The sequence below is a fragment of the Streptomyces sp. HSS9-12 genome (assembly GCF_054963655.1).
Genome location: NZ_JBUEGC010000066.1, coordinates 1 through 20,611 on the forward strand (window position 1 = coordinate 1; position 20,611 = coordinate 20,611).

The window sequence follows — 20,611 nt, forward strand, 5'->3', positions numbered from 1 at the left end:
CATTGAGCAGTGTGCATCGTGAAGTCGCAGGTCACGGGTCTGGCGTGAGTCGTCTTCGGGATTCTCGGGCTGGTCGTGGGCGGATGCCTCTCGCGAAGATCATCGGTCAGCGGGCGATTTCGCGGTTGGTCAGCACCAGCAGGGCCCTGACCAGGGCGGTCGCCGACTTCGGGGCGGTGCGGAGCTTGGTGAGGACGCGCCAGTTCTTCAGGTGGGCGAAGCCGTGCTCGACCGGGGCGCGGACTGCGGCCAGCACCGTGTTCGACAGTTTCTGGCCGGGGGTCAGGGGCCGGTTGCGGGCGGCCTTGTAGCCGGTGATCACGGCCGGGTCGGCGTCCGGGTCGTCGGTGTCGTCCAGGCCGATGAAGCCCAGGTCGGCGATGGCGCCGAGGCCGGCCGCGCGCAGATGGGCGGTGAGGCGGTCGTGCCGGCAGGCGGTGATCTCCGAGGCGCGTCCGGGTCGGGCGGCGGAGACCCAGAGCAGCCGGCCGCGATCGTCGGTGAGTGCGATCACGAGCAGGCCGTGGCATTTGTTCTTGCCGGAGTAGTTCTTGCGGTTCGCGTCTCCGGTGCGGCGTCGGGTGCGTATCAGGGAGCCGTCCAGCAGTACGATGCCGCCGCCCGTTCGGGCGATCTTCTTGAGCGCGCGGTCCAGGCGTGGGGCGCGGGCGGCCAGCAGGCCGACGACCTCGCGCACCCACCGGCTCACGGTGGTGCGGTGGACCCCGTTGCCGCCGGCCAGGTCGCCGGGCCGCTGGTCACAGCGCAGCACCGCCAGCACGATGCCGGCGATCTTCCCGGCGGGCAGCGCCCGCCACGGCGAGCGGATCTTCTTGCAGTGGCCGCGGATCAGATCGGCGAGGTAGTTCAAGGTGGCGCTCGACAGCGGCAGGCGGGCGGTGTAGACAAGGCCGTCAGGGCCCTCGACGGTTGCGTTGTTTTTCTTCACACCAAACTCAACTGCCGTCGGGGGCCCGCTGGTTACGCCCACCCGCCCGTCGAGTCCGGCGGCTACGGGCGCACGGTGAACTTCCCGTCGGGCCGCTTGTGCAGCCAGCCGCGGTCGGCCAGCTTGTCAACTTCCCGCGCAGCGGCTCCAGCTTGCCCCGCACCCCGGTGTCCAGACCCAACGCCTCACCGATGGCCCGGGTGGCGACCGGCCCGCCGGCCTGCCGCACGGCGGCCAGGATGTGCTGGTAGTCCGCCGGCAGCGCGGACTCGTCCACCCCTGACGCCCGGTCCGGGACCAGCCGCACCGCCCGGCCCGCCACCTGCACCACCGGCGATCCGGCCGTTGCCCGCTCGTCGGCGAGCTGCTCGCTCATCCGCTGCCACACCCGCACCGCCACGGCCAGCTCGTCCCGCTCGGCCCGCACCTCGGACAGCTGCTTGACCAACCGCTCTTCGAGTTCATCCAGCTCCGCGCGGCGCGCGGTGATCCGCTCATGCACCTCGGGGTCCACCATGCGCCGGAGCGTACGAGCGCAACCCGAGACGGCGGGTGAGAAATCGCAAAACCCGCACCTGCCAGACGATCTACACCTCAGACTGCCGCCCACGACCAGCACGAGTACGCCGAAGACAACTCACGCCAGACCCGTGACCAGCACCTTCACGATGCACACCGCTCATTGGGTCAACGGCCCGCGCCAGGTCAGCCCACGTGCACGAAGGGTGCCCAGGCCCGCGGGGACGGCTGCTGCGCGCGGACCTGCTGCACCGCCCTGTGCACGGCGGCAGCCACCCTGTCGTCCGCTGTGCCCTGGGTGCCGTCGTGCGGCAGTGCGCCGAGAGAGGTGTAGAACGCCTTGGTGAACTCGGCCGCGGACCGGTCGCCGGTCTCCCACAGGGTGCCCACCACATGGCGGGCCCCCGCGACGCGGAAGGCGGAGGTCAGGTGGAGGACCTCGTCAGGCAGCTGCTCACCGGCGTGTGCCGTGCTGCAGGCCGAGAGAACGGCCAACTCGAGACCGTCCAGTCGCTCCGTCATCAGGTCGGCGACGGTGAGGGTCTCGTCCCGCAGGACCAGTTGGCTGCGTGACGGGTGCTGCGCGTCGCTCTGCCCGTGACAGGCGAAGTGGACGCCCTGGGCACCCCGTAGACCGGCCCTCACTGCAAGCGCCGACACCGCCTCCTCCGGCAGCGGCACAGCCCCTGGGACGGTGGAGACCACGTGCGCCGCCTCCCTCCCGGCACCTTCCAACGGCCGGTGCGGCATGAGCGAGGAGCGGGGCACCGGAACGACCAGGTGCCCCTCACGGCGACTCGTCCCCGCGACCGGGGAAGAAGCGTCGCCGAGCAGCCTCAGGGTCGGCGTGTACGACGAGACGACACGGTCCGCCGCACACGCGCCGGGTACGTCGGGCAGCCCGGCGGCGTGTAGGGGAAGCAGTGTCAGCGGGCCGGTCGCCGACCAGCGCAGGCGGGACGGGAGACCGCCGTCCCGCGGAGCGGATGTGATGCCTAGCGCGGAGAGCACTGGTTCCGCGACCGCCTCCCAGAGCCACGCGAGAACCTCCCGCATCACCTGCTGGTGCTTCTTCGCTGCGACGGGCCCTGGCGCGGGCCACCGGGTCAGCTCGGCCGTCGCGGTGGTGAACCGCCGGACGTTCTCTGTCACGTCGTGCAGGACGAGATCGGACAGCGGAACGACACCGGTCTCCTCGCTGGCCCGGAGGACGAGCGCATCGCACCGGTAGTTGCTCACGTTGAGGGTGATCACCGGGACTGCCCCTGCCCGCTGGCGCAGCACGTCCGTGCCGGGCGCGCGGAGGTAGTCCTCCAGACCGGGAACGGCACGTATCTGCCGTGTCACCTCGTGGATGGCGTTGGTGAGTTGGTGACGGCGGTCGGCGGCCGGGCCGTAGGGTGCGTCCTCCACCTGCGCCAGGTCTGCCCGGAGTTCCCGCATGCGCTCCGCCAGGTGCGGAGCGAGCGCACGAACCGGATCGAGATCGGCATCGCTGCGACGGGTGAGAGCCTGGCCGACCAGCGTCGCCCGGGCCGTCTCCAGGGCCTGCAGCGCCTGGTCCGCCGAACCGCCCGTCCGGAGTACGAGCGCGCAGGCGTCACGGGCCAGGCTGGTGGCGATCCTGGACAGGCCCTTCTCGCGGTCCTCCACGCTCAGCGCCTCCGAGGCGGCGTGCGGAAGGATCTCCACCGCGCGCAGGGTCAGCCGGGCGGCGGTCTCCCAGTCGCCGGCCCGGGCAGCCAGGCCGGCGCCGAGCTGTCCGGCCATGACCGCGTCGAGCCGGTGGGATCCGTCGAAACTCGTGGAGAGCGCCTGGATCGCCGCCGCGGGGTCGTCCCGGTCCCGCATGCTGCGCAGGAGCCCTGCCGCCGGGGTGAGGGTCTCCGCGTCACGGGCCGTGGGGCTGGCGGCGGCTGCCCGGCTTCCCTTCTCGGCCGTGTCGATCGCCTCGTCCAGCAGGGAGGGGTCCCCGGTCTCCTTCGAAAGGCTCCTCAGGGCCATGGCCAGATTGGAGGCGAACGTGGGGTAGTCCGGCACCGTGGGGTTGGTCATGCGCAGCGAAGCCCGCATCATGTGGACGGCCACGGCGAGTTCGCTGCGTGCGGCGTCTCCCGGACCGCTCAGCTCGGCGTGCATGTGCATGGCGCCTCCGAGCTGGTTGAGCAAGCCGGGCAGGAAGGAATGACCAGGCGGCAGTTGTGTCACGGCCTTCTGGAGCAACTCCACCCCCTTCTTGAGCATCGGAGGATTCCTGGTGTCGTATCCCTTCTGGGCGTAGAGCTGTCCGGCCCACAGCAGACGCCATGAGTAGTCGTCGTCGTCCGTACGGGTGTCGAGAGCAAGGGCCCGCTCGGCAAGACCGATGGCTTCGTCCAGGGCGGAGAAATCGCGCGTGGCGCGGTAACGCAGATTCAACTGGCCCGCGAGGTTGAGCATGTTGACCGCGTGGTTGCGCGGATTGGGGTCGCCGGCCTCCACCGCCTCCCTCAGCACATCAAGGGGAGCGGCCCCCGAACCCGGCCGCAACGAGTGAATGAGGGCCTGCTGGGCCCGGAGCCGATGGCGGGAGCGATGGCCGGGGCCGGCGAAGGTGCAGGCCGTGTCGATTGCCACGGTCGCCCGCCGCAGATCCTCGTCCACTCCGGTGCGGCGGTACCGGTGATGCCAGGCTGCGGACTCGAGTCCAAGTAGATCGGCCTGCCACTGGTCGTCCTGGGGAATCCTGGCACGGCAGGCGGCCAGAAGCTCAACCGTCGGCTGCGTGATGCTCAGCGGAGCCCCGGCGTCCATGGCATGGTTGCAGGCCTCGGCCACGGCCGCACAGTCCTCCAGCGAACCCTCGACCCTCAACTTTCGCGCCGCCGCGACGAGTCCATCGGCGTCTTCCTTCGATATGGCCATTCCGCTTCCCCCGTACCACCGTTCGGCCACGACAATCCGCAATCCGCACAACACGCACTGCCCGAAGACTGTCCCACAACTTCACCCGGTGGCGATGAGGCCGTGCGGCAGGGTGACGGCGAGCCGACCATCGTGGTAGTCGGCCACGGCGGCGACGGTGTGCGGTGCGGAAGCCGGCCATGGAGCAGCGGGGCGGCTGTCCGGCCTCCTCGCGGGTCTCGTACGGGACCGGGCCGCCGCCGCAGCGCGCCCGGCTCTCGGGTCCGGATTGCCGATCATGTGGCTGACCGGGTGAAGAAGGCCTTCGTCCATTGCTCTGCCCGATACAGGAGAGCCGACCCCAGATCCGCTGTGTCAGTGCGCCCTGGGTGCGCGTTGGGACGTCCACTTCGTGGTGCGTTCTCCGGCGGCGGAAGTGGTGCAGCGAATTCTCGGCCAAGACCGGCCCCGACCGCGACCAGTCCCTGACCGGACGATCCGGTTGACTTGAGCCACGGGTCGCTCGGGCTCGCGCCGGGTATGGAGGTCGTCGGTGTTGTACGACACGGCGCGAGGGGCTCATCTCGTACGAGGACGCGCACCAAGGCACCCACAAGTGCGCTCACGAGACGCTGTAGGCAGAGGACCGGTTGCGGCGTGGGAACGCTCTCGCGACAATAGGCCCTCCGATGGAGGGAACCGAAGAAATCAAGCTGGGCGTCTAGGAGTTGACTACAGAGCCCGGTGTGACTGGATAGCTCCTCGGGCTCATCTCGGACCGGGCTTTTGGCCTCGCATCGGCACCGCCCTGTGCCGCTGCGAGGGGGAAGCTGCGGCAAAGCAGGGGCAAGGGGGCAGATGTGACATCCATCAAGGGTGGTGCCGGGTGCGGATGTTGCTCGAGGCTGCTCTGAGAGGGCGCCGCGAACATGCTGCTCTCTTCCGGAGCTGACGAGAAGCGGTCTGGCCTGGTGGTGCCCTGTCCGGTCTGCCTCCACCCAGGGCGGGGCGAACGACGGTGCCGGGCCTGCGGATTTCTGCTAAACGGGGATCCGGTCTTGGGGGCCGCGACCGAGGAGGACCATCGGTCCGCGGCGGCCGAGCTGGCCGCCGCCGCGCACGCCTGGGATCTCGACGCAGCCCGGCGCACGCTGAGCGATCCGGCTGAGCGGGGTGAGATCGCCGGGCTGCTTCGCCCGGCGCCCTCCGGCATCCCGCACCCCGCCGATGGCCCCGGCCTCGTCGCGCCTCCCGCACCCGAGGCGGCCGCCGAACCGCACGCCCTGGCCGACCTGTTGCACCGGCTTACCACCGGTGAGGTGCCCGAGGCGCTGTTCGTCGAGTTCGGCACCGAACGGGCAACGGTGGTACGGGCGGGCGCGGACGCCGCCGGCCTGCCGCACGCGCGCTCGCAGGCCGAGGCGTCCTGGACCGAAGTGGTCCCCGGGCTCGCCCCCGCGGGAGCCCTGCGCCGCTTCCAACTCGGCGGAGGCGTGGGCACCGTCGAGCCGGTGGACCGCCTGCGCTTCGACCAGGCCGTGCGCGACTGGCTGCACACTGTCGTGCCCCATGCCCGCGCGGGGACCGGCCCCCGTCCCCCTGCGGTGGTGCTGCTGCGCGGCGACCCCGGCTGGACCCTCCTCGACCGGGCCGCCGCCGTGCTGCACGATTCCTGCGCGGTGAGTGCCGAAAGCACCCCGGAGGCCGCACCCGGTTCGGGCACGGCGTCCGCCACCAGGGCCCGGGTCCGCCGAATGCTGCGCGGCGCGCCACTGCGTCAACCGCACACCCTGCTCTTGGCGCGGGCGGGAACCCGCGCTGGCGACCACGTTCGGGTGGAACTCCACCACCACGTCCTGTTCGAGGCCGGTCTCCGGCTCGTGCCCGGTGAGACCCGGACGGCCTCGGTCACCGTGTACGGCGGCCCGCCGGTGCTGCCCCGGCGGCCTGCGGCGGGCGGCCCCGCCGCGCCGGCCGAGACCCTGCCCGTCGTACTGCCGCTGTTCGCCGGCCACTACCGCCCGGAAGACCGCCGGCCCCCGCTCATCCGCATGCCCGGCGCCGAACTGCCCGTACTCGGCTCCGCCCGCCTCACCTTCGTCCTGCACGGGCCGGGCGAGATCGAGGTACGCACGGAAGACGGCCGCGTCCTGGCCGAAGGGCCCGACGGACACGCACCGAGCCCGCACGCCGTGATCCACCGTGTGCCGCAGCGACTTTGGCTGCCCGGACCTCTGGAGCTCATCTGCGCGGTCGAGATGTCCGGCACCGACCGGGCCGAGGTCGCCGAGCGCGTCGGCTTCACCAGGGACCTGATCCGCGCCGCGGAACGTTATGCCGACGCGGGTGGTGGCCTACGGGTCTCCGTGATCGGCTACTACGACCACGACCCCCGCAACGAGCACCAGCCCGACCGGCAGTTCATCCGGTCCGTGTCGCCGGGACCACCCGGCCGGGCGCTGCGGCACCTGCGGGAGCTGCCCCTGGAGGTACTGCCCCGGGACACCCTCACCTCCTCGCTGGAGGACGCGCTCAGGGCCGCCGCCAGAAGGACCGACGGGCAGCCAGCCAAGTCGGTCGACCGGGTGCTCCTGGTGGTCGGGGGCCGGCCGCCGGCACTGCCCAAGCAGGTCGGCCTGGTCCCCGGCTGCCCGGGCGCCGTGGACTGGCAGGAGCAGCTGTGGACCCTGCATCACCGGGGCGTGCGGGTCGGCGTCCGCGCCGAGCCTTTCGCCGCGCCCACCACTCCCGGCGTACCCAGCGGGGGCCGACTGCGCCAGTACCTCTCCCGGGCCTGGCAGGAGCTGGCGGTCACAGACGGCCTCCATTTCCGGCCCGGCATCGATTCGGCGGAGCAGGTGGCGCTATCCCTCGCCGCCGAGCAGACCCGCGACACCGACGGCAGCCCGCTCGCGTTCGCCGCACCGCTCCTCTCCCCCCAGCAATCCGAACCATCTAGGAGCTGACCCAGTCCATGACGACACCTCAGTATCGACCTGGCCCGGACTCCGAGGACGACGGGGACGAGGCACGCTCCCCGGATCGGGGGCAGTCCCGCAACGGGCACGCCAACACGGAACGCGACTGGCAGTCGCTCGCCCTCAACGGCAGGCCCGACGCCCCCGCACCAGCCCCCGTCCCGCCCCCTCGCCCCGAACACCAGCCGCGCCCGCCCGCCGCCCTCGACAGCCATACCGTGGCCGACCGGATCCAGCCACCGCAGGCCATACCCCAGCTGCACGGCGCCGCTCCCGCCGGTGTCCGGATCGGCGTGTGGGGAGCCTCCGGTTCCGGGAAGACGACGTTCCTGGGCGCCGTACCGATCGCCGCGATGCAGCACCGGCGGCAGGGGGTGAACTGGGTGGTCGCCGGGATGGACCCGCCCTCCACGGAGTTCCTCCACGACAGTGTGGATCAGCTCGTGTCGGAGCAGCGGTTTCCGCAGGCGACCCGGGCGCAGCGCGACCTCAGATGGTCCTTCAACGGCGAGACAGTGGGCGCCCGGGGCCGTGGTACCCCCCGGCAGATGTCGTTCGCGCTGGAGGTGCTCGACCTCCCGGGCGAGGCATTCAACCCCAGGTCCAACCAGGTCGCCGAGGATCTGCACGAGCAGGCCGTGACCCATCTGACGAGCTGCGGCGGCCTTGTCTACCTGTTCGACCCCCTCCTGGACGCCAACCAGCAGACCGCGAGCATCAACTACTTCTACGGGATGGCCAGTCAGATGGCGGCCCGGGTGCGCGACGAGGGCCGCCTCCTCGACAACGGCCGGCTGCCGCACCATGTCGCGGTGTGCATCACCAAGTTCGACCACCCGGACGTCTTCGAGCCGGCGCTGCGGGCCCGCTGGGTCACCCAGGAGCGGGTCGGCGCCATCCCGCGGGTCCCCGACGACCAGGCGCAGGGTTTCTTCGACTGGATCTGCAACAGCTTCCGCGGCGGCAGCGCCCGCCTGGTCCGTGACGCCCTCGGCAACTTCTTCGACTCCGACCAGATGTCCTACCACGCCAGCTCCGCCATCGGCTTCCGGCTCAACGCCAACAACCAGTTCGACTACCGCAGTTACGTCAACGTGGAGCCGGACGGCCAGCGGATCTGCGGCTCTCCGCCGACTCCGATCAACGTCATCGAGCCGCTGATGGCCCTCGAGGGAGGTCTGCGGGACACGGCCGAACGGCAGCCACGCGATGGCAAGCCCTGGTGGAGGCGGAAGTGAGTGAACCGCCGGCCGGGGCCTCGGTGCACGCCGCCTGGTCCCTCCAGGGCAAGGCACCCGGGCAGGTGGCCTACGACGTGCAGGCGGGCAGCGTGGAACCCCGCATCGCCCAGAAGTACTTCTGGGCCGCGTCCACGGAGACGCCACGCGCCGACCGCACCGATGCCCCCGAATCGCTGCCCTGGGTGGCGTTCCTCGGCCGCACCGAGGCCGGTCGGCCCGTGACCGGCCTGGTGGAGACCACCTGGTCGGGCGGGCGGGACGCCACCGGCCGGAACAGCTACTCGGCCCGGCTGCTGCTCCTCGACTGGCAGTCGGCCAGCGACGCCGGGCTGACCTGGTCCTCGCTCTACGACGCCGCCCTGGACACCGAGTGGCCGGCCACGGACCCAGGCGCCGTACAGCCGCAGCACATCGTCCTCGACGCGGCACCCACCACGATCGCGAAGCTGGCCCGGTACATCGAGCACGACATCGGGTTCCAGTGGGCCGCGCGATCCGCCGCGCTGCTCCTCGAAGGGCGGCACGTGGCCATCACGCTGTCCCCGGAGCACGCCGGTCTGAACGCCGTCACCCGGGTCGCCGTGCTCGACGGGATCTGCGCCCTGCTGCCGTACGGCAGCCGCGCCTGGTTGTCCGCCGCGACCTGGGCCGGTCACGGCGCCGACCACGAGCTGCGGCTGACCTTCGCACTACGGCCCCGGGGCAGCCAGTGCCATGCCGTACTGGCCAGGCAGCCGCCGCAGGAGCCCGGCACGAGTCAGGGCCGCGCCTATCTGGCGGAGCTGCTGCGGCTGCGGCAGAAGAAGGGCATCGAGGCGGTGCTGTCCCACCTGCTGTCCCATCGGGCCCCGCTCACCCCGCACGACGCCGAACAGGCGCTGCAGCATCTGCGGGACCTCGACCTCCCGGCGATGGTGGTGGGCGACATCGACCGGGGCACGAGCCAGTTGCACAATGTGGCCAGGCTGCTGAGCCGGTCCCCGTTGGAGAGCCTGATCGAGCCGGAGGCCGCGAAGATCGCGCGTCATCTGGCGTGCCTCACCCTGCCCGGCGCCCGCTCCGAGGCAGAGCGCGAGCAGGCCCGGAGCCTGCTCCTGGAGCACTGGTCCCCCCGGGTGGGCGAGGCCCTCGCGGACGAGCTCAACTCCTGGCCCGCCGAGAGCCAGACCCCGCAGCGGGTGCGTGGCATCCTCGACCTGGCGGCCGCCGTGGAGCCACGGGACCGGCAGGCCCACACCGTGGTCCTGACCGGCTACCTCGACGGGGGCGGGGCGGGCGGAACGCCGGACGGCCTGCGGTCGCGGAGCACGCTGCTGCAGGCCATGCAGCAGGACCTGGACGCGAACAGCGCCGCCGCCGTGCACGCCGTCCTCGTCCGCCGTCCGGAACTGACGCTGGCCTGGCTCGACGTCAACGCCGAGCGGGGCACCCTGGACGACCGGTTGGTCCTGGGACTGCTGCGCCGGCCCGGCAGGGTGAGCGAGCCGAACGCACCGCACTGGCTGCGCGGCGTCGCCCTGATCCACCGCGAACTGCCGGCCGCCCCGCGCGACGAGGAGAGCATCGCGGCGTTCGCCGCGGTCTCCGCGACCGCCTGGCGCACCGGCCTGTACCTCGCCTGTCACGCCCGCAATCCGGACGTGCTCGCCTGGCTCGAACCAGAGCTGTACGACGTCGCGGCGGGGCAGAGCGGCACCGATGAGGACCGGGGTTTCCTGCTCCACCGGATCGACATCCTCGTACCGAGGCAGCCCGGCCTTGCGGGGATGTACGCCGCCTGGGCCGATCTGATCCAACTCCCCCTGCTTGGTTGGGACTTGCCGCGTTCCCGACTCCTCGCGGACGACGGCAAGGCGGCTGCCGAATACGCCGGTGTCCTCAGACGTCTGCTGCGGCGACTGGGGCTGCCGGGCCGAGGGCTGGAGACGGTGGCCGCGGCGCTGGTCGGCAACCGGCTCGACCAGGTCCCGTATCCGGTCCTGTGGGAGCTGACCCACCCTCAGAACGATCCGGTCGCAGGCGGTCTGGAGAGCCTGGAAGGACCCCTGCTCAGCCGTATCGCCGAGCTGCTGACACACGCCGGGGACTGGATCACCCACGGCATGCCCGCGCAGTGGGAGCACCGCCTGAGGGGGCGCCCCGACCTCCAGTGGCTGGCCTACACCTCCGAGATCCGCCGGCTCGTTGCCACCCGTACGGCCGCCCCCGAGCAGCTGGGCGACGCCATCGTGCGGGCGAGCCCCAACTCCCGGTACGCCAGGCGCGCGCAGACCATCGAGTACCCCTTAGCCGTGCTCGAGGCGATCAAGCCCTGGCTCCAGGATCACGCCGGACGCGGCGACGCGGTCCATCGACTGGCCGGGCACCTCAACCGGAACTCCGGCCAGCAGGCGCTCGGTGACCTGCTCTACCACTCCATCTCCCAGCTGCGGTTCGGTGACCTGGTCCGGCATCGGGCACTGGAGCGCCACGAGGAGCTGAAGGACAGCGTCGAGCGCGCGATCAAACTCATGCGCCAGAAGCCGAAGTCCTCCGCAGGTCTGCCGTACGACGCACCGAGGGGCCCGGTACCTGGCACCTACGCCGATCCCGACCGCGGCACCAAGTCCAGGCGACTGTGGCCGTTCGGCCGAGGTGATGACCGCCCATGAACCCGCCGCACACCCTCGCCCTCGACATCGGCACCCGCTACGCCCGGCTCGCCACCGCGCTGCCCGACGCCGGGCCGCCGCGTCCGGTACCGCTGCCCGGTGACGTGCCGGGCGAGGGACGGCCGCTCTCCGCCGCCGTACGCGACCAGCCCGCCGCCGACCGCGATCGGTTCGTCGCCGCGCTGCGCGAGGCATACGGCATCTACCTCGCCCGATACGGTCCGCCCGCCGGGGCCGTGGTCGTCCTGCCCCGTCGCTCCGCGCGTGCGCTGGCGGGTCCCGCGACGGACGCCCTCGCCGAGGCGGGCTGCCCACGGGTCCGGACGATCGGCACCGCGCACGCCCTGCTCGCCCTGGTCCGGCACACCGCCGGAGAGGCGGCCGACACCGGGGAATACCTCGTGTGCGACGCCGGGGCCCGCGCCGTCGACGCCGCACGCTGCACACTGAGCGGCCCTTCGGTGCTCCTTCGCGCCACCGCAGCGGAGACCGGGCCAAGTGGCCTTCTTGGAACGGAACTTGACACGGCACTCCTCGCCGCAGCCGGTCTGCCCGACGACGAGGAAGGGCACCGCCTGCTCGCCGCCGCGCGCAAGGACGACCCCGACGGCCGCCGACTGGGGCTCGCCGTGGCCCGGGCCATGAGCCGCCCCGACCCCTTCGACGACACCCTGGTCTACCGCCTGGGTGACCGGGACATCACCGCGGGGACCGTACGGACATCCCTTCCGCCGCTGATCGACGCCGTACGGAGGGCCTTGGCCAAGGTCACTGCGCCGCCCGGCGCCACGGAGCAACCGCCTCTGCTGCTCGCCGGAGGCCTGGCCCGGCTGGAGCCGCTCACCCGGCAGTTGGCCGAGAGCTACCGGCTGGTTCCGCTGCCCGCGGACGTGGACGCCGGGTACGCCGCGGCGGCCGGCGGCGCCCTGGTGGCGGCAGGCCTCGCCGACCCCGGCGACCGCTACCCGTACGCCGTCCGCGTCAGTACCCACACCCGCAGGGCCGGCCGGCTGCACACTGAGGAGCTCGAACTGGCCGCCCCCGGGGTCCTGGATCCGGGCGGCGACACCGTGTTCGCCGCCCGGGACGGCCGGCCGGCCGAGGTGCTTCCCGAGGCGGCGGCCCGGCGCCCGCTGCGCATCGAGGCCGTCGGCCCCGGCGGCCGCCCGGTCCCGCTGCCGGACGTAGCGCTGCCCGCCGGCACACCGGACGGGCTCTGCCGGGTCGGTGTCCGCGTCGGCGCGGACGGGGCGGCGGACCTTGTGCTGCGCCCGGTCGCGCAGGGCCCGGACGCCGAGACCCGCCTTCCGCTCGGCCCGCTGCCCGTCCCGCCCGAAACCTGATCCGCCCCACCTCCCCGTCCCCTCCTCTCCGTCCCCACTGCCCCGTCGCCACCGCCCGCCGTGCCCGAGGAGCTCTCATCCGATGAACAAGCCACCACGTCCGAGGCCGGGACGAACGCGCGCCCGTACCGTCCACCGTGCCGTCGCCGGGCTCGCCGCCCTGGTACTCACGGCCCTGGCCGCCGCAGCGTCCGGGACGACTCCCGCCGTAGCCCGACCGGCCGCCGATCCGACCCGGGCCGGATCGGCGCCCAGCCGCTCCGAGATCTACTCCGAGCTCGGCCTGGACAAGGTTCCCGCCGACTACGTCGTCCTGGTGGACGTCTCGGGCTCGATGCTGAGCAAGGGGCGCTACTCGTCGGTCCGGTCGGCGCTGCTGCCGTTCCTGACGGGCCTGTCGCCGCAGGACTACGTCGCCCTGTTCACCTTCGGGGACAAGGCCGAGACGGTCTATCTGGGCCACCCGTCCGACCCGAAGCGCATCATCGGCAGGCTGCCCGCCCAAGCCGGTCCCTCGGGTGTGCAGACCGACATCGGAGCCGCCCTGGACCGTGGCCTGGCCGAGCTGGAGCGGCCCGACGCCGCGGAGGTCGGCTCCGTGGTGATGTTCACCGACGGCAAGCACGATCCGCCGAAGAGCTCCAAGTACCCCAAGTCCGACGGGCCGGCCTGGAACGCGCTGCGGGACCGGGCCGACAAGCTCGCCGACGGACACGTGGCCGCCTACTCCCTGCCGCTCTCGACCGACGAGTCCGGCACCGCGCAGCTGGCCCGCATCATCCCGGACACCAGCGAGCTGCGGCCGGATTCGGTACAGAGCCTCTCCGAGTACCTCGGACGGGCCGCCGAACGGGCCCGGGCGCGCAAGGCCGCGCGGCTGATCGCACAGGACGCGGGCAAGGGCGTCACGGCCACGTTGTCGCCCACCAAGGCACTCGACCTGGACAACGGCGGGGCGACGGCCACGCTGACGCTGACCGCCACGACCAAGCGGCTGCCGCTGATCGTGACGGGCCTCAGGGCGACCCTGGACGGACAGCCGCTCACGGTCACCGGCCTGCCGGACCAGGTGTCCCTGAAACCGGGCGCGGCACGGCAGTTCGACGTCCAGGTGCGCGGCGAGCCCGACTCCGGTTGGCCGCCGGTCCGGCGGACCTGGGAGGACGAGGTCGGCCTCACCGTGCACGGCAAGGTCGCGACGCCCTGGGCGGCCACGCTCGACGACGTGAAGTTCGAGATGCCGGCAGCGGTGGACGGACCGGCTAAGGGGCTGCGGCTGCGGGCCGAGGTCGGCTCGCCACTGACCCTGCCCCTGCTGATCGGCCTTCCACTCGCGGCCCTCCTCGCGGCCCTGCTGCTGTGGCTGCGGCGCAACCGGGCGGTCCTGAGCGGCGTACTGGTCCTGTCGCCCCCGCTCGGCGACGGCCCGCAGGACCACATCGTCCTGCGCGGGCGGCAGTTGACGCTCGCGCCGCCGCAGATCGGTGGCAGCGGCCGTGTGTACGGCCGACGCTTCCGGGCGGCCGACGGCCAGCGCGGGATCGCGCTGCACCTGCGCTACAGCCCGGACCGCACTGCGGCACGCAGCGCGGACGCCGTCTGCCGACCGGGTGAGGAAGTCATGATCAACGGCATCAGCTTCGCCTACCGGCAGGACCTCGACGCGCAGCCGTCGCCGGCACCGGGAGTCGGTGGGGTGCCCGACCCCCTGCCGATACCGCGGCCCGGTTCGCTCCCTCCTGACGAAGACGGGTCCTGGCGCAGCGCCCCGCCGCGACCGATGGCGCGGCCCGACCGACCCGCCCCCAAGGAAGGGGACCTGCCGTGACCGGCCACGACCTCAACCTCGCCGCCACCTGGGTCGGCACCCATGTCCTGGGGCCGGGACGCCGGTCGGTGGTGTGGGTGCAGGGCTGCCCGTTCCACTGTGCGGGCTGTCTGGCACCGGAGTGGATCCCGGACCGCGCCGCCCGCCACGTGGATCCTGCCGAGCTGGCCGAGGAGTTGCTCGCCGATCCCGGCGTGACGGGTCTGACGCTCTCCGGCGGCGAGCCGATGGCCCAAGCCGCCGGGCTTGCCGCGCTGGTGCGCGCGGCCCGCGTACGGCGCGACCTCTCGGTGATCTGCTTCACCGGCTACCGCCTGGACCGGCTGCGATCCCGCCCGCCCGCACCCGGGGTCACCGAGCTGCTCGGCGTCCTGGATGTGCTGATCGACGGCCAGTACGTCGCCGGCCTGGACGACGGCAAGGGGCTGCGGGGCAGCAGCAACCAGCGCGTCCACCACCTCACGCCCCGGCTCGCCGGATGCGGATACGACTTCACGGGCAGGCCCCGTACCGCCGAGATCACCGTCGACGGGACCGCCGCCCTGCTGGTCGGAGTCCCGCCTCCGGGACTGCTCGCGGCCTTCGACTCCGCGGTGGAGGAGGCCCGTTCGCGGCTGCCCCTTCCCGAGACCCCCGACGCGACGCCCCGGCACCCCCGGGCGCGGATCGCGGCCAACCGACCAGGTGAGGACGACTGACCATGAGCGGCAAGAAGCGCATCCTGGTGGACGAGACCGAGTGGTACCGGGCCCAGCGGGCGGCCCAGAACCTCAAGCAGGTCCGGCGCGACGTTCCCAGGCTGCTGGACGAGGTCCGGCGGCAGACCGAGGCCGACCAGGCCCGCACTCGCGCCCAGTTGGAGGATCGGGCCCGCCGGACCGAAGAGGCGCTCTCCGGCCTCGCGGCCCACACCCAGCGACTGGAGCGGGACACCGGACGCAGGCTGCGCGAGCAGTCCGAGCGCCTGCAGCAGGAGCTGCGCGGCACCGCGGACCGCCTCGAACGCGACACCCGCACCATGCTCGCGGAACAGCGCGCGGCCCTGGAACGCGAACTCGCCGCCGAACGCGACCAGCGCCGCCGCGACATCGCCGATCTGACGGGACGCCTCGACGAGATGGCCGGGGACCGTGACCGCGCCGCGGCCGCCGCCCGGGACTGGCTCGCCGACGGCGCCACGATGGCCGATCTCATCGCGACCACCCTGCCGCACGAACGGCACGCCCCCGGCAAGCTCGACCGACTCCGCCTGAACCTCGACACGGCGCGGCACAACAGCGACGCCGGCCAGCACGAGGCCGCACTCTCCCTGGCCCAGGCCGCCTACCTCGACCTCAGCGAACTGCGCCTCGACATCGAGCACCGGGAGCTGGAGCGGCGGCTCGCCCAGGACGCCGCCACCGACGCCCTGGTCCTGGTCGAGACCCTGATCACGCAGAACGAGGTCAGGCCGGTCACGGGCCCCGACGGCCGGCCGCTGCCCGGGGTCGAACTCGATGTGGACCGCTGGTCAGAGGGCGAGCTCGAAGAACTGCGGGGGCAGGTGGCCGAGAGGCTCTCCCGGGCCAGGGACGATGCCCGGACCGCCGCCGAGCAGCGCGAACTGCTCGCCGAGGCGGCGACCCTGGAGGAGCGGCTCGGCGAGGTCGTGGACCGGGCCGGCATGCAGATGCTCGCCTCACAGCTCCGCGTGAATCTCGCCGATTCGGTGGTCGGGACGCTCTCCCGGATCGGCGCCTACGAGCTGATGGACGGCGTGTACGAGGACGAGGACGAGCGTCGCTCGTTCCACGCCGTCCTGGAGCACGCGAACGGCAACAAGATCGTGGTGCAGGTCCTGCCCGCCCCGGACGGCGAGACCGGGCAGATCCTGCGGGTTCTTTCCTACGACTACGACACGGCCTCGGAACGTGAACTCCGGGACCGGGCCGAGGCGGTACGGCACGCGCTCGGGGAGGAGGGGCACCCGACCGGGGCGCTGGAGAGCGAGCCCGGCGTCCCGGAGCCGGAGGCACTCAACCTGGACCGGTACCGCAAGCCGCTGCTCAAGCGCCCGGCCGACGGCGCCTCATGACCGATCGGCTCGGCTCCCGCTTCGCCGACCTGCGGCTGAGCGTCGGCGAACCGTTCACCGTGGTGTACGGGCCCGGCGTGGACGACACCTTCATCGGCACCGACTACCGGGAACGGAACCTGGACAGGGCGCTGTGGCATCTGCTGCGCGCCCAGTCCTGCGCGTATGTGGCCTACAGCTCCCAGCGCCGACCCCTGTACTTCCTGGACCCGGACTCCGAGGCACGGTCCCGGCCCTCCGGCCGCGCCCAGGCCGACGGGCCGTCGCGGACGCCGACGGAATCGGCGGGCTCCGCAGGGCCGGAGCTCATGCGCGATCCCAAACTGCGCGGCCCACTCGGCCGGGCAGTGGTCCGCCCGCCCGCAGAGGAGCGGAACGCCGGGCCCGCCGAGACACGGAACGTCTCCTTCGCCGCGGACCGGACCGGCTCGCCCGCCGAGCCCGGGCCGCCGCGCGCCCTCTCCGACCCGTTCACCGTCATGACCCTGGCCGGATATCTGGCGAATCCCCCGGACCGCACGGCCGTGGTGTTCACCGAGGCGGAGAGCACCCTGCGGTACACCGACGCCGCCCGCCCGCTGGACACCTTCTTCAGTGACTGGGCCCGGCACGGCGACTACGACCACCCGGTCGTCCTGGTTTTCGCCCGCCCGACGTTCGACGCCTGTGTGGAGTACGTCGAGTTGCTGCAACGTTACCCCGGTCTGGCCGCCCGGCTGCGCCGACAGGCCGCGCCCTCCGTCCGCGTGGGCTTTCCCGACGAAGCCGAACTGCACCGCCTCGTCCAGCGATTGCGCCTGCGCCACGACCTGCGCATCGGCGACTGGCGCGAACTGGACACCGTGGTCCGAGCGATGGCGGCCCAACCGCTCACCGTGAAGAACTGGCGCAGTCACCTGCGGTCCCTCGGCGACACTCCGCTCAGCGGCAAGGAGCTGACCGAGCGCGGCTGGCTGCCCCGCTCCGGCAGTCCAGGGGCGGGGGCGCCCGGCAGCCGGCACGCGCGCCCGGCCCACGAGCGGCTGGCCGACCTGCAAGGCCTGGAAGAGGTGAAGATCCATCTGGAACGGTTGCGCAAGCGGATGGCCGCCGAACGGCTGCTGCGCGCCCAGGGGCGCGGCACGGGCGCCGAAACGGCCTCACCCCACCTGCTGTTCGCCGGTTCGCCCGGTACCGGGAAGACCACGGTGGCCCGGCTCGTCGGCGAGATGTACCGGGAACTGGGTGTGCTGAGCCGCGGCCATGTGGTGGAGACCAAGCTCGAGGACCTGACCGCCGGCTATGTCGGACAGACCGCCGCGCTCGCCAACTCCGTGCTGGATCAGGCCTTGGACGGGGTGCTGTTCCTCGACGAAGTGCACGGCCTGAGCGGCGAGGGCGCCAGCTTCCTCCCGGAGGTCATCCGGGCCCTGCTGACCCGAATGGAGAACGACCGCCACCGGCTTGTGGTGATCGCGGCCGGATACCCGGACAAGATCGACGAGTTCCTGGCCGCCGACCTCGGCCTCGTCCGCCGGTTCGGCGAGCGCATCCCCTTTCACGACTACCCGCCGGACGTGCTGCACGCCATCCTGCTGCAGTTCTTGGCAGATCGCGGCCTGCGCTGGGACGAGCCGCTGGCCGATCAGCTGCTGCAGGTCGCCACCGAGCTGTACGTCACGCGCCGCCCCGATTTCGGCAACGCCGGCACCATGCGCGACCTCGGCTCGAAGATCTTCGCCGAGTGGGCCAACCGGATCGACGGCGACACCGAGCAACCACTCACCGTCGAAGACCTGCCGGACAAGTACCGCACCCTCCTGTCCCGGCCCGCCCCCGAGAACGCCACCCTGCTGTCCGAGTTGGACAACATGGTCGGCCTCGACTCGGTGCGCGAGACGCTCATCGACCTTGCCGAGGTCATCCGGCTCCGCCAGGCCCGCGGCATGAGTCTGCCCGCGCCCCCGAATCTCCTGTTCATCGGGCCGCCCGGCACCGGCAAGACCACCGCGGCGCGGGCCACCGGCAGGATGCTCCGCGACCTCGGACTACTGCGCACGGGCCATCTCGTCGAGACCACACGCGCCGACCTGGTCGCTGAGTACGTCGGCCAGACCGCGCCCCGGGTCCGCGAAGCCGTGTACAAGGCCCTTGACGGGGTGCTCTTCATCGACGAGGCATACAGCCTGACGGCCGGTTCCGGCATCCAGGGCGCCGACTTCGGCAAGGAGGCCGTGGACACTCTGGTTAGCGAGATGGAGAACCGGAACGACCGGCTCTCCGTGATCGCCGCGGGCTATCCACGTGAAATGGACGCGTTCCTCGACAGCAACAGCGGCCTGGCCTCCCGCTTCACGCATCGCGTGGAGTTTCGGCCGTACACCACCGAGGAGCTCGTCGAGATTCTGCGCCGAAGTGCTGTGGCCCAGGGCTACATCCTCACACCTCAGGCCGCCGGGCGGGCCGGGCCGTGGTTCGACGAGCGACGTCGCGCCAACCCCCACGGGTTCGGCAACGCCCGCGAGGTACGCCGCCTCATCCCCGCCATGGAGGCCCGACTCGCCCGCCGCCTCCGAACCGACCCGAACGCCACCGACCACTCCACGTTCACCGCCGACGATGTCCCGCCCCCTGGACGCTGATCGCCGGAAGATCAGGCCCGTCCGGCGTTCGCGGATCGGTCCCTCTGCTCCAGCGCCTCCCGCAGCACGCGATCGATGTCGGCGAGGCGCTGCTCCACATCGGCGGCGACGCGGCGCGCGCGCTCAAGCGCCGTCCTGCCTCTGGCGAGCCGGTCCCCGCGACGGTCGCCGATGTCGTCGCCCTCCCAAGCGGTCAACGCCTCCGCCAACTCCCGGTTCGCCCGCGCGTAACGCTCCCACTCCGGAATCCGCCCCCCTAGCTCGGCACGGACCGCTTCGAGGTTCTGGTGCGACTCATCCAGCTCAGCGGTGACCCGGGCCAGCTCCCGCTTCTTCGCGGTGAGCCGCTCGTCGCTCTCCTCGGCCAGGCGCACCGCTTCTCGGGTCTGCGGACCGAGCGCGTCCAGCTGATCCTCGCTGAGCCGCACCAACGCTCCGCAGCCCGCGGCCAGATCCTGCTCGGCAGAGGTGTCCCGGGAGCGCAGCACCTCCAGGCGCTCGTCCACCACCTGCTGCTGTCCGCTCAGCGCGTCCAGCGCTTCCACCAGGCGTTCGAGGCGGCGCAGCTCCTCGATGCGCTCCCGCAACTCCGCGTGTTCAGCGAGGCGTTGGTGAAGCTCGTCCTCGGTGTCGGCAAGCCGTTTCAGAGCCGTTCGGTCGTCCTGCACCTGTCCATGGAGCGCGGCGAGCTCGGCAAGCTGCCTGTCCAACTGCTCCGCCAGCCGCTGTCCGGGCCGGGCGGCTGTCACGAGACGAGGAACCCCGGCGGCCAGCGCAGGGACCTCCTCCAGCGCGTCGAACAGACCGAAGAGCCCCTCAAGTGCGGCGACGCCGTCGTCATCCCGTATCTCCGCGAGCGCCGCCGCCGCACAACGTAGTGAGGCTCCGAGCGCCTCAAGGGCTGCTTGAGCACCGGAACCGTCCCCAAGCGCACCGGGGTCGTCCGTAGCCGGCATCCGCGCCCCCCGCTTCCCTGTTCACACCGCTGTCCGAGGCAGCGTAGCGCCGAAGTTCCGGAACAGTTGGCGCACTTGCCCGTACCCCCTTTCGATGGCGTGAACGCCTCCTTCTTCGCACCCGAATTGGCCTGTGAAGCAGGCCGGTTCGGATCTAGACTGCGCACCCAGTGTCTGGGCCTTGTCGTGCGGAAGGGGCCGAGGGTGGAGGGGGATCCGTGAGCGAGCTGGTGCGCTTCGAGGGGCCGGAGGGCTCCGAACTCGTGGTGGAAGTCGCCGACGACACCCCGAGCCTTGAGCTGATCTCGCGCCGCGAGGACGGCATCGTGGAGGCCCGGCGGCGGCTTCGGGAGTCGCTGGACTCCACGCTGCCCACCCTGCGATCGGTGGTGGACACCGCGCGTGCCCTCGCTCCGCAGGAAATGGAGATCGACTTCGGTATGAAGTTCACTGCGGAGGCCGGTGTCGTCGTCGCGAAGACCGCGGCGGAAGGGCACTTGGCCGTACGGCTGCGCTGGACGCGGCCCGAGAGTGCTTCGACGCAGCCGACGAGCTCAGGGAACTGACG

Annotated in this window: 13 protein-coding genes; 9 read left to right on the plus strand and 4 right to left on the minus strand. The window is 72.1% G+C overall.

What is annotated here, in order from left to right; all coding sequences use genetic code 11:
* Positions 1–106: 106 nt before the first annotated feature.
* From ACY34J_RS26185 to ACY34J_RS26195, 3 genes are all read right to left on the minus strand, one after another.
* Positions 107–949 carry a transposase family protein gene (locus ACY34J_RS26185; protein WP_462761978.1) on the minus strand — a complete coding sequence of 281 codons (843 nt, stop codon included), beginning with the start codon at positions 947–949 and terminating at the stop codon, positions 107–109.
* A gap of 7 nt (positions 950–956) precedes the next feature.
* Positions 957–1,466, minus strand: coding sequence for a hypothetical protein (locus ACY34J_RS26190; protein WP_462729111.1), 510 nt, complete (start codon positions 1,464–1,466; stop codon positions 957–959).
* Positions 1,467–1,654: 188 nt separating this feature from the next.
* Positions 1,655–4,372, minus strand: coding sequence for a CHAT domain-containing protein (locus ACY34J_RS26195; protein WP_462729110.1), 2,718 nt, complete (start codon positions 4,370–4,372; stop codon positions 1,655–1,657).
* A gap of 1,037 nt (positions 4,373–5,409) precedes the next feature.
* Between ACY34J_RS26195 and ACY34J_RS26200 the strand changes: the two genes are divergently transcribed.
* The 8 genes from ACY34J_RS26200 (at position 5,410) to ACY34J_RS26235 (ending at position 19,087) form a co-directional block, all read left to right on the plus strand.
* Positions 5,410–7,317, plus strand: coding sequence for a hypothetical protein (locus tag ACY34J_RS26200; RefSeq protein WP_462729109.1), 1,908 nt, complete (start codon positions 5,410–5,412; stop codon positions 7,315–7,317).
* Between the two features lie 8 nt (positions 7,318–7,325).
* Complete coding sequence (locus ACY34J_RS26205) at positions 7,326–8,567, plus strand: hypothetical protein (RefSeq protein WP_462729108.1); 1,242 nt, start codon at positions 7,326–7,328, stop codon at positions 8,565–8,567.
* Positions 8,564–11,221: a hypothetical protein gene (locus ACY34J_RS26210; RefSeq protein WP_462729107.1), complete on the plus strand. Its 2,658-nt coding sequence runs from the start codon at positions 8,564–8,566 to the stop codon at positions 11,219–11,221. Before ACY34J_RS26205 ends, ACY34J_RS26210 begins: the two co-directional genes overlap by 4 nt.
* Entirely contained in the window at positions 11,218–12,564 is a 1,347-nt protein-coding gene (locus ACY34J_RS26215) for a hypothetical protein (protein ID WP_462729106.1), read from the plus strand. The genes ACY34J_RS26210 and ACY34J_RS26215 overlap by 4 nt, the downstream gene beginning before the upstream one ends.
* An 82-nt stretch (positions 12,565–12,646) precedes the next feature.
* On the plus strand, positions 12,647–14,392 hold the full coding sequence (locus ACY34J_RS26220) for a vWA domain-containing protein (protein WP_462729105.1): 1,746 nt from the start codon (positions 12,647–12,649) through the stop codon (positions 14,390–14,392).
* Complete coding sequence (locus ACY34J_RS26225; protein ID WP_462729104.1) at positions 14,389–15,090, plus strand: 4Fe-4S single cluster domain-containing protein; 702 nt, start codon at positions 14,389–14,391, stop codon at positions 15,088–15,090. Before ACY34J_RS26220 ends, ACY34J_RS26225 begins: the two co-directional genes overlap by 4 nt.
* Positions 15,091–15,092: 2 nt before the next feature.
* Complete coding sequence (locus ACY34J_RS26230) at positions 15,093–16,466, plus strand: hypothetical protein (protein ID WP_462729103.1); 1,374 nt, start codon at positions 15,093–15,095, stop codon at positions 16,464–16,466.
* Positions 16,463–19,087 (plus strand): AAA family ATPase, encoded by a 2,625-nt coding sequence (locus tag ACY34J_RS26235; protein ID WP_462729102.1) that lies wholly within the window; start codon positions 16,463–16,465, stop codon positions 19,085–19,087. The genes ACY34J_RS26230 and ACY34J_RS26235 overlap by 4 nt, the downstream gene beginning before the upstream one ends.
* A gap of 11 nt (positions 19,088–19,098) precedes the next feature.
* Here ACY34J_RS26235 and ACY34J_RS26240 read toward each other — a convergent pair whose 3' ends face one another.
* Entirely contained in the window at positions 19,099–20,043 is a 945-nt protein-coding gene (locus ACY34J_RS26240; protein ID WP_462729101.1) for a hypothetical protein, read from the minus strand.
* Positions 20,044–20,261: 218 nt separating this feature from the next.
* Here ACY34J_RS26240 and ACY34J_RS26245 point away from each other — a divergent pair, with 218 nt between their 5' ends.
* Positions 20,262–20,609 carry a CU044_2847 family protein gene (locus ACY34J_RS26245; RefSeq protein WP_462729100.1) on the plus strand — a complete coding sequence of 116 codons (348 nt, stop codon included), beginning with the start codon at positions 20,262–20,264 and terminating at the stop codon, positions 20,607–20,609.
* The last annotated feature ends 2 nt before the right edge of the window (positions 20,610–20,611 follow it).

What these genes read in the sequence shown, in the direction of transcription:
- ACY34J_RS26230 (WP_462729103.1), top strand. Translation starts at nt 15,093, where the DNA reads ATGAGCGGCAAGAAGCGCATCCTGGTGGACGAGACCGAGTGGTACCGG.
- ACY34J_RS26215 (WP_462729106.1), top strand. Translation starts at nt 11,218, where the DNA reads ATGAACCCGCCGCACACCCTCGCCCTCGACATCGGCACCCGCTACGCC.
- ACY34J_RS26195 (WP_462729110.1), bottom strand. Translation starts at nt 4,372, where the DNA reads ATGGCCATATCGAAGGAAGACGCCGATGGACTCGTCGCGGCGGCGCGA.
- ACY34J_RS26240 (WP_462729101.1), bottom strand. Translation starts at nt 20,043, where the DNA reads ATGCCGGCTACGGACGACCCCGGTGCGCTTGGGGACGGTTCCGGTGCT.
- ACY34J_RS26190 (WP_462729111.1), bottom strand. Translation starts at nt 1,466, where the DNA reads ATGGTGGACCCCGAGGTGCATGAGCGGATCACCGCGCGCCGCGCGGAG.
- ACY34J_RS26205 (WP_462729108.1), top strand. Translation starts at nt 7,326, where the DNA reads ATGACGACACCTCAGTATCGACCTGGCCCGGACTCCGAGGACGACGGG.
- ACY34J_RS26220 (WP_462729105.1), top strand. Translation starts at nt 12,647, where the DNA reads ATGAACAAGCCACCACGTCCGAGGCCGGGACGAACGCGCGCCCGTACC.
- ACY34J_RS26235 (WP_462729102.1), top strand. Translation starts at nt 16,463, where the DNA reads ATGACCGATCGGCTCGGCTCCCGCTTCGCCGACCTGCGGCTGAGCGTC.